The sequence below is a fragment of the uncultured Gordonia sp. genome (assembly GCF_937858515.1).
Taxonomy (GTDB): domain Bacteria; phylum Actinomycetota; class Actinomycetes; order Mycobacteriales; family Mycobacteriaceae; genus Gordonia.
Genome location: NZ_CALLZT010000075.1, coordinates 1 through 9,962, shown reverse-complemented (window position 1 = coordinate 9,962; position 9,962 = coordinate 1). Strand labels below are relative to the sequence as shown.

Annotated in this window: 4 protein-coding genes; 3 read left to right on the top strand and 1 reads right to left on the bottom strand. The window is 69.5% G+C overall.

Going from position 1 to position 9,962, the window contains the following annotated elements; translation table 11 throughout:
• Nucleotides 1–1,042, bottom strand: a 1,042-nt coding sequence (locus Q0627_RS06600) for a CCA tRNA nucleotidyltransferase (protein ID WP_298808564.1), incomplete at its 3' end; no start/stop codon positions are given.
• Nucleotides 1,043–2,005: 963 nt separating this feature from the next.
• Here Q0627_RS06600 and Q0627_RS06595 point away from each other — a divergent pair.
• From Q0627_RS06595 to Q0627_RS06585, 3 genes are all read left to right on the top strand, one after another.
• Complete coding sequence (locus Q0627_RS06595) at nucleotides 2,006–3,121, top strand: NUDIX hydrolase (RefSeq protein ID WP_291012470.1); 1,116 nt, start codon at nucleotides 2,006–2,008, stop codon at nucleotides 3,119–3,121.
• A complete protein-coding gene (locus tag Q0627_RS06590; protein ID WP_291012299.1) occupies nucleotides 3,114–6,128 on the top strand; it encodes a DUF6049 family protein in 3,015 nt (1,004 codons plus the stop codon). Before Q0627_RS06595 ends, Q0627_RS06590 begins: the two co-directional genes overlap by 8 nt.
• Before the next feature lie 332 nt (nucleotides 6,129–6,460).
• Nucleotides 6,461–9,962: murein biosynthesis integral membrane protein MurJ (locus tag Q0627_RS06585; protein ID WP_298808561.1), on the top strand; the 3,502-nt coding region annotated here is incomplete at its 3' end.

Here is a 9,962-nt window from a genome sequence, read left to right as displayed (position 1 = left end):
CCTTCGGATACTTGAGCGCCCGCATCCGCTTGCGCACCATCTTGGCGCCCACCACCTCGTGGTGATGGAAGCTCACACCGCCGCCCTCCTCGTGCCTCCTGGTGGCGGGTTTGCCGATGTCGTGCAGCAGCGCCGCCCAGCGCAGCACCGGGTCGGGATCGGATTCCTCGAGGTCGATCGCCTGCCGCAGCACGGTGAGGGAGTGCTGATAGACGTCCTTGTGCTGGTGGTGCTCGTCGATCGTCAGCTTCATGCCGGGGATCTCCGGAATGACCCGTTCGGCCAGACCGGTGTCGACCATGATCTCCAGACCCTCGATCGGATGCTCGCCGCAGATCAGTTTGTCGAGCTCGACGCGGACCCGTTCGGCGGTGATGCGCTCGATTTGTCCGTTCATCTCCGCGATGGCGTCGATGACGCGCGGTGCGAGCCGGAAACCCAGCTGGGACACGAACCGCACCGCACGCAGCATCCGCAGCGGGTCGTCGTCGAACGACTCCTGCGGGGTGGCCGGGGTGTCGATGACGCCGGCGAGCAGCGCGGTCATACCGTCGAGCGGGTCGCAGAACTCCTGCGCGCCGTCCGGCCCGATGCGCACCGCCATCGCGTTGATCGTGAAATCGCGACGGACCAGATCACCGTCGAGGGTGTCGCCGAAGGTGACCACGGGGTTGCGGCCGACCCGGTCGTAGGCCTCGGCACGGTAGGTGGTGATCTCGATCGTCAGGCCGCCCTTGCGGACGCTGACGGTGCCGAACTCGATGCCGGTATCCCAGATGGCGTCCGCCCAGCCGGTGACCAGCGCGACGACCTCGTCGGGCCGGGCACCCGTGGTGAAGTCCAGATCCTCGGAGAGTCTGCCGAGCACGGCGTCACGCACCGACCCACCGACCAGGAACAGGTCGTGGCCGGCGTCGGTGAACAGCGCGCCGAGCGGCACCAGGACGTCGGAGTATCCGCGCAGCGCGATCGCCGCCGCGGCCAGCAGCCTGGTGCGGCGTTCCTCGAAATGGGGGAAATCCGGAGTATCGGGACCTGTCACGTCTGGTCAGACTACCGGGACCGGGCAATCAGGTTTTCTGTGCGGGTTTTACGGGTTCTCCCTGCGGGTTTACTCGGCACACACGCGCGACACGCCCGATGGCAAAGTGGATTCGGGGAACAACGTGCTACCCAAAAGTCACTCGTGTCACACACGTAACAGCTGAGGCCGCCTCAGTATTTGTCCACAGCCGGAGCCATCCAGGCAAACGGTCGGTGACCAGCGGCTAGCATCAGGAACGTGTCCACCGATTCGTCTACCCGCCGTCACGACGGCCCCGCCGACGCCGTCGGTCGCGGGCCGAGTCCGGCAACCCTTGCCCTGCGGGCGGGTAGCGCGATATCTCCGGCCACCTCCGTCACGCCTCCGCGTACCCTGCAATCAGCGAAAACGCATTCGGCCGATGCCCTCGGAGCCGCACGTGCACCCATCCCCAACGGCCACCACAGCGATGCGGCCAACGGCCGCCAGGGTGATGCGCAAAGTGTCCACCGCAACGGGGACCAGCGCAAGAGCGCCGGCGGTGACGCGGTCAGGTCTCCCGGGGATGGGGTTCCGGGTGGTGCGGCTCCCGGTGGCGAGGCTCCCGGTGACGAATCAGATCGGGCCGCACCGGCCGGGCGGCGGTCACGACGCTCACGTCGCGGCAGGCGCCGCGCGCGTCGCTCCCCGGGTCAGACGAACCCCGAACAGAGCACCGGCGCCGCGCAGGCAGCCGGCGCGAGCGCCACACAACCCGCATCCGACGACGCTCCCGCCCCGCGCAGGGTTCCCAAGCCCGGGCCGCACAACGCACCGGACCGCACCCCGGCCGCGGATACTCCCGCAACGGCCCTGCCACCAGCAACCCAGACCCCAGACTTGACCGCTCCGGTGGCCCAGGACGCGACCGAGCGGCCGAGCGGACCCACCGCGCGCGACCAGCCCCGCAGACGCAAGGCACGACGCCCCTCACCGTCGTCGATGCCGCGGCGGAGCGGACCTGTGAACTACACCACCGAATCGGTCATCGATGAGCGGGCCGCCTCGCATGTCCAGTCGGCGGTCACCCCCGCCCGTCCGGTGTCCCCGGGCGCCCATGGCGCTGTGGCCCCGGGCGCCCATGGCGCTGTGGCCGACGCCTACGACCCGAGCCCCACGCAGGGGAAGCCGGTCGTTCCCGACGCAGGCCCTCGCCACGACGGTCGCGGCGTGCCGGACCGCATCGGGAGCCGACCCGAGAAGCCCGCCTCCGGAAACGGGACACGACAGACGAAGCCGTCGGACCTTGTGACCCGGGCAGCCGCGATCACCAGGAAGGGCCCCACCCCGGACTACCGTGAACCCTCGGCCGCCGGACAATCGGACCGCATACAAGACGACAGCACCACAGCCGACGACAGGGTCAGGCCCGAGGGCAAGGGCGGACGCAACCGGCGCCGTGCCGCCACCAATAATCCTGTGACCGACCAAGGCGCGGCCAAGCTTCGCACCGTGCGCGAGACGTCGGCCGGTGGCCTGGTGATCTCGGGCAGTCTCGACAACCCGGTCGATGACCTGTGCGCCGTCCTCATCGGCCGCGTCGACCGGCGTGGCCGGATGATGTGGTCACTGCCCAAGGGCCATATCGAAACCGGCGAGACCGCCGAACAGACCGCGATCCGCGAGGTCGCGGAGGAGACCGGTATCGCGGGCACCGTGGTCGCCCCGCTCGGGAAGATCGACTACTGGTTCGTCAGCGAGGGCAGACGCATCCACAAGACTGTGCATCATTACCTGCTGCGCAGCATCGGGGGAGAGCTGTCGGACGCCGACTACGAGGTCAGCGAGGTGGCGTGGGTGCCGTTGCGCGAACTCCCGCGCCGGCTCACGTACTCTGACGAGCGTCGGCTCGCCCGGATGGCACGTGGTGTCATCGCCGATCTCGCGGCCGACCCGTTCCGGCTGGCCAAGTCCGAGGCCGAGAGCATCCGCACCGAACCCAACGCCTATGAGAAAGCCGCCGCCGCACGCAATCAGCGCCGCAACGACCCGACACCATCGGCCCGGTCGCGGCGCAGGCGCAGGCGAGCGCGGCGTCCCACGGCCGGCGATGCCTGACGGAGTAGGCACCCAAGGCCGGGTCCCGGTTCGGGTCAGTGCCGTCCTGGAGGCCGTTCTGACTCTCGTGGCCGTCCTGACGCTTGTGCTCCTCTCGTCGGCCGGGGCACCGGCACTGGCCGAACCGTCCCCGATTCCCGGCACGGGGTCACCTGGCTCGACCCCGGCGCCCGAGAGCCGGCCGCCCACCTCCGAGATCCCCGACATCGATACCTCGCGCAGCAACAGATCCGGGGACAGGTCCGGCGGTCCGGCGAAGAGCGACGGGGCCACCGTCTTCGCCCGCGTCGATATCGGCTCCATCACGCCGACACTGGTCACGACGGCAGGCCCGGCCACCGTGTCCGTCAGCGGTGTCGTCCGCAATACCGGCGACCGGCCGCTGCGGACGGTCGCGGTCCGACTCGAGCGCGGTGATCGGGTCACCGACGCCGCCGGTCTGCGTACCGCCCCGGCGGCCGACGTGCTGCCGGTGAGTGTCGCCGGACCGTTCCGGCAGGTCGCCACCGCCCTGCAACCCGGCGGACAGACCGGTTTCAGCCTGACGCTGCCGCTGTCGCGGGGTGGGCTGGAGATCGCCGCGGCCGGGGTCTACCCGATCACCGTGAACGTCAACGCCACACCCGACTACGGCGCGGCCGCCCGGGTCGCCGACTCGACGACTCTGCTGCCGGTGCTGTCGTTGCCACCCGACGAGGCCCGGGCCGAGCAATACGTCTACCCGGACGCCGGCGACACCGACGAGGACACCGACGGGGGCGATGCCGAGGGCCCCACGCCGCGGTTCGACGGATCAATACCCGCCGACAGGTCCAATCCCTCCCGGATGACGATGCTGTGGCCGCTGGCCGCCCCACCCCAGCTCGCCCCGGGGACGCTCGGCGGGCGGACCGAGCCGGTAAGGCTGATCAGCGATGATCTTGCCGCCTCGCTGGCGCCCGGGGGACGGCTCTACCGCAGCCTCGACGCCCTGCATTCGCTGGTACCGGTCCGGACACCGAGCGTCGTCAACACGCCCACGCCGACCGGACCTACCACCGGCGCACCCGGCCCGGATGCGGCCGGCCCTGGAACATCGGGCTCGCGGACACCGGGGCAACCGCCGTCGGCGACGCCGTCACCTCCCGGTAGCACGGAATCCACAGGGCCGGAATCCACAGCGGCAACCCAGCAGAACACACCCGATCACAAAGCAAGCCGCGCGGCGCTGCGCAAGAGCGTCTGTTTGGCCGTCGACCCAGATCTGCTGGTCACGGTGCGGGTGATGTCGACCGGGTACGTCATCTCCCGGGACCCGTCGTCACCGACATCCGAAACCACACCCGGCGAGGGCACTGCGGTGGCCGCCCAGTGGCTGGCGACCCTCAAACAGCTCGCCGGTGAACTGTGTGTGGTGGCGCTGCCATTCGCGTCGGCCGATCTGGGCTCGCTCGCCCGGGTGGACAACGCCGGGCTCACCGCGGCCGCATTGACCAGTCCGGCAGACATCGTCGACTCGATCCTCGGGGTCAAGAGCGTCCGCGGTATCGCCATCCCCGCCATCGGCGCGATCGACGACGCGGGCGCGGGTGTCCTCAAATCGGCGACCGTGACGAAGGCCGTGTCGTCGGCGGCGACGCTGACACCGGATCGCGATCCCGACCCGAGCGGCCGCTACCAGGTCGGCGACATCAGAGTGCAGACCACGGACGCCCCGGTGACCGCGGCGCTGGGCGCGATGGGCACCGCGCCCACCACACCTGTGCTCACCCCGAGTTCCCAGCTCGTCGACCTCGACCGGGAATCAGCGGTCAGCAGGCGGCAGTCCGCGACGGCGGCGCTGGCGTTCGCCGCGCTCACGCTGCCGCACAGCGGTGCGGCCACCACTGATCAGCAGGTCACCGACCCGCAGGTCACGCAGTTGCCGGTGAGCGGCCGCAGCCAGTTCATCGTGCCGCCGATCTACTGGTCACCCACCGAGGCCGACGCCGACGCCCTGCTCACGACGGCGACCGCCCTGCTCGACGCCGGAGCGGCCACCCCCGAAGGCCTCCACGCCGTGGTCACCGAACTCGACACCGCCCGGCGGATCGGTCGGCTGCACGCTCCACAAGGCAAACCCAGCCCCTCCCGCGGCTGGTGGGTGGTCTCCCATGCCCAGGCCGCGGCCATCAGCGCGCACACCGACCTGAGTCTGCAGTTGCAGGCGTCACTGGTGCGCTCCGCCGACGTCGAGGCGACCCCCGAACGTTATCTGGCGCCGCTACGCGAGGATCTGCTGCGGTCGTTGCGCAGCCCGGACCACGACACCGCGTCCGAACGGACCGCACTCGGGGCCCATCGCGACCGATGGGTGTCCGCGGTCAACTCGACGCTGACCCGGATGCGCGGGTCCGTCACCATGCTCGACCCCGGCGGCCGATATACGCTGGCATCCGAACGCAGCCCGATCCTGCTGGTCGTCCGCAACGACCTGGCGCTGCCCATCCGGGTGTTGCTCAAGATCGATGCGCCTGCCGAACTCAATATCGGCGACGTCGGTGCGATGGAGATCCCGGCCCGCGGCACCCGGCAGATCCAGTTGCCCGCGAACGCCGATTCATCGGAGGCCACGTCGGTCTCCATCGGCCTGACAACGGCGACCGGCCTCGCCCTCGGGCAGCCGATCACCATCTCTGTGCACTCCAACGCATACGGCAAGCCACTGTTCTATACGACGATCGTGGCTGCGGTGCTACTGGTGGCGCTGGTGGCGCGGCGGTTGTGGCACCGTTTCCGGGGCCAGCCCGATCCGGCCGATGCCGATCGGCCCGAGGCCGACGACCATGACCGGGAACTCGCGGCGAGCACATACGAATTTCGCCGCGAGTCATCCGAACACACCGGGGGTCCGGATCAGTACCGTCAAGACGACACACCGGGCCGGGCCGGACCCGAACCGCCCGGCGACCGGCCACCGGAAGACGAGACCCCAGAAGACCAAACCCCAGAAGACCAAACCTCCGAAGATCGTGGAGACGACGCGTGAGCCCTCAACGACCCAACCCTCCCGCCGGAGGTCCCGACCGGCCGGGCGAGCACGCCGCGCCGCCCGGACCCGTACGGGGTCAGCCAGGCGTCCCGCAGGGTCGGGCCGGTGATGGGGGAGTCGTACGGGGGAACGGGCGGCCGGAGCCGCAGCGAGGCGGTCGGCCCGACCAGCGCAGCATCCGACCGCAGGACCGGATACCGGGCCCCGCACGCACGCCGGCACCGGCTCCACGTGCCCGCATCCAGCCCGGTCCGCAGAGTCCCCAGCAGGTTCCGCCCGGCAAGCCGTCGACGCCGGGGCTCAATCGCAGGCCGCCGGCCGCACCACCGATGAGCAGTCGCCCTGCGGCCCGGCAACCGGAGCCACCTCGACAGGTGCCCCCGCAGCTGGGACCCCCACAACAGAAACCTCCACAACAGGGCCTGCCGCAACCGGCGCCCATCCGGCAGCGACGTGCCGAGCGCCCGCCCGTCGGCACGAGTGCGAAATCCCCGGGTGCGAAATCACAGCAGCCGGGCATACCCCTGCCGAACCCGACAGGCCCGAACCCGGCAGGTGACGACACCCGGTCCGGTGCCGCACCGGCCGGAAACACACTGCTCAAGCGTCCGAACACAAACGGCAAGACCTCGTCCGAGACACCGCCCGAGGACTCGGACTCATCGATCCTCAAGACCGGCGGATCGATCGCACTCGCGACCCTGTTCAGCCGGATCACCGGTTTCCTGCGCACGGTCCTGATCCTGGCAATGCTCGGTCCGGCGCTGGCGTCGGCGTTCCAGGCGGCCGACGTGCTGCCCAACATGATCGCCGAGGTCGTGCTCGGCGCCGTGCTCACCGCGATCGTGATCCCGCTGCTGGCCAGAGCCGAGGCCGAGGACCCCGATGGTGGAGTCTCGTTCACCAACAAGATCTTCACCCTGGTGATGGTGGTGCTCGGGGTGGCGACCGTCGTCGCCGTCATCGCCGCGCCGGTGCTGACGTACCTCAACGTCGGCGACGGCAAGGTGGACCGACAACTGGCGACGGCGCTGGCCTATCTGCTGTTGCCGGAGATCCTGTTCTATGGCCTGACCGCGTTGTTCATCGCGATCCTGAACATGCGCGGGTACTTCAAGCCCGGTGCGTGGGCGCCGGTGCTCAACAACATCGTGCAGATCTCGACGCTGGTGCTATACGCGCTGATGCCCGGCGAGATCACCGTCAACCCGGTCCGGATGACGGACCCGCAGCTGCTTGTCCTGGGTCTGGGCTGCATGTTCGGCGTCGTCATGCAAGCCATGATCCTGGTTCCGTGGCTTCGCCGCGCCGGGGTCAAGCTGCGCTTCGAGTGGGGTATCGACGCCCGGCTGCGCAAGTTCGGCAACATGGCGGTCGCCATCGTCGCCTATGTGCTGGTGCTGCAGGTCGGCATGATGATCACCTACCGGATCGCCGCGTCGGCCACTGCGGAGGGCATCAGCGCCTACTTCACGCACTGGCAACTGCTGCAGTTGCCGTACGGCGTGCTCGGCGTGACCATCCTGACTGCGATCATGCCGCGGCTCTCGCGCAACGCCGCCGCCGAAGACCACAAGGCCGTCGTCGACGACATGTCGCTGGCGACACGGCTGACGATGGTGTCGCTGGTGCCGATCGTCGCGTTCATGACGTTCTTCGGCCCCGCCATCGCGATCGCGGTGTTCAACTTCGGCCAGTACGACCTCGACGCCGCCGATCAACTCGGTTCGGTGCTGTCCTGGGGCGCGTTCACGCTGATCCCGTATGCGATGACGCTGGTGCAGCTGCGGGTGTTCTACGCCCGCGAGGATCCGTGGACCCCGACGGTGATGGTGGTGGGTATCACCGGCGTGAAGGTCGCCTCGTCGTATGTGGGCACGGTGCTGTTCGATGACCCGGATCACGTCGTACGCTGGCTGGCGCTGTCGAACGGTCTCGGCTACCTCGTCGGCGCGATCGTCGGCCACCAGTTGCTGCGGCGGCGGCTCGGTTCCTTCCGGATGAAGGATGTGAATCGCACCACAGTGGTGACCATCGTGACGTCGGCCGCGGTCACCGCGGCGGTCTGGGCGATGGCCGAATTGTCGGGCCTGGCACATCTGTCGACCAGCCACGGCAAGATCGGGTCGCTCGGCTACCTCGCGATCACCGCGATGGTGGTCTTGGGCGTCGTGTACTCGGGACTCGCCGCATTCAAGGTGCCCGACGTCGTCGCGATCTTCGACGCCGTCCAGCGGCTGCTCGGCAGATTCGTCCCGGCACTGGCTCCCAAGACGCCGCCACCCGCCGATGACCTCGCCTCGCTCACCCTCCAGTTCCCGCGAGTCGGGAACGACGACGCTCTCCCGTACTCTGGTCAGGTACAGATCGTGCGCCGGTTCGACCGGGGCACCTCGAGCTGGCAATCGTATGCGGTGCATTCGGGTGGTGCGACCGGGATGCACGGTGCGTATGCCGCCAACCGGATGGTTCTGCCACCCGACACGAGATACCGCAGGAGAGGATTCGGGCACGTGAGTGAAACCAGCGCCCCCCAGGCACCGATGGTGCCCGAGACGTTGGCGGCGGATGCCGCCACGCACATCCCCTCCGCCCAGTCGATTCCTGATCGACCGATTCCTGATCCGGTATCACCCGCAACGGGAGCGTCCACACCGGGAATCGGGGCCGATGACGCCCCCACCAAGATCGTCGACATCACCGGGCAACAGACGCCCGAGGTAACTGAAACCCCGGCCGGGCCGCCGTCGGCTCCCGAGCCGGTGGTTCGCGGACCGCGGCTGATCGCGGGCGCAGCCGTCGCGGGTGGCCGCTACCGGCTACTCGAGGGCCATGGCGGCACACGGGGTCTGCAGTTCTGGCGGGCCCGCGACACCAACCTCGACCGCGAGGTCGCGCTGACCTTCGTCGATGCCGACCAGATGGCTCCGCCGCCCTCCCGTGGCGAGCAGATCAAGCCGTCCGATACCGGCCCGCAGGCGGTACTCGCCCGCACGCTGCGCCTCGGGCAGGTCAACTCACCGGGTGTCGCCCGTGTGCTCGACGTGGTCCGGGGCTCGTCGGGCGGCATCGTGGTGTCCGAATGGGTTCCCGGATCGTCGCTGTCGGAGGTAGCCCAGTCCGGTCCGTCGCCGATCGGCGCGGCACGTGCGGTGCGTGCGCTGGCCGCCGCCGCAGAGGCCGCACACCGCTCGGGCGGCGCGCTGTCCATCGACCATCCGAGCCGGATCCGCATCAGTTCCGACGGTAACGCGGTGCTTGCCTTCCCCGGCACTCTCGCCGGCGACGACAAGGCCTCCGACGTGCGCGGTCTGGGCGCTGTGCTGTACGCGCTGCTGCTCAATCGGTGGCCGCTCGACGCGGCAACCGGTTCGGAGGTGATCACCACCGCGGACACCACCGAGCAGGTCGGTGGCCTGGACGTGGCCGAGCCCGACAAGAACGGTGTTCCCGTCGAACCGCTCGATGCCCGCAAGGGGGTACCGTTCGAGATCTCGGCAGTCGCCGCCCGGGCCCTCGACGGCAACCGGGGCATCCGTACGGCGGCCACCGTGCAGCAGGTTCTCGACCAGGCCACGGTCGTTGACCTGAAGACGGATCTGCTGCCGGCGATCGACGGCGATCTGCCGCCGGTGTCGGTGACCGCGCGCAAGGCGGAGCCCGATCCGGGCAAACGCAACCTGGCGGTGCTGATCGGACTCGGCCTGGCCGTCCTGTTCATGGTGCTGGCGATTGTGGCGTGGGCGACCGGCATCTTCGGCGGCGACGACGAGGCGACCGACATCGACTCGATCCTGCCCAACCCACCCGCACCCGCCACCGCCGCGCACG

Excerpts from the sequence above, each read along its gene's own strand:
- Q0627_RS06595 (WP_291012470.1), top strand. The coding sequence starts at position 2,006 with ATGCCGCGGCGGAGCGGACCTGTGAACTACACCACCGAATCGGTCATC.
- Q0627_RS06590 (WP_291012299.1), top strand. The coding sequence starts at position 3,114 with ATGCCTGACGGAGTAGGCACCCAAGGCCGGGTCCCGGTTCGGGTCAGT.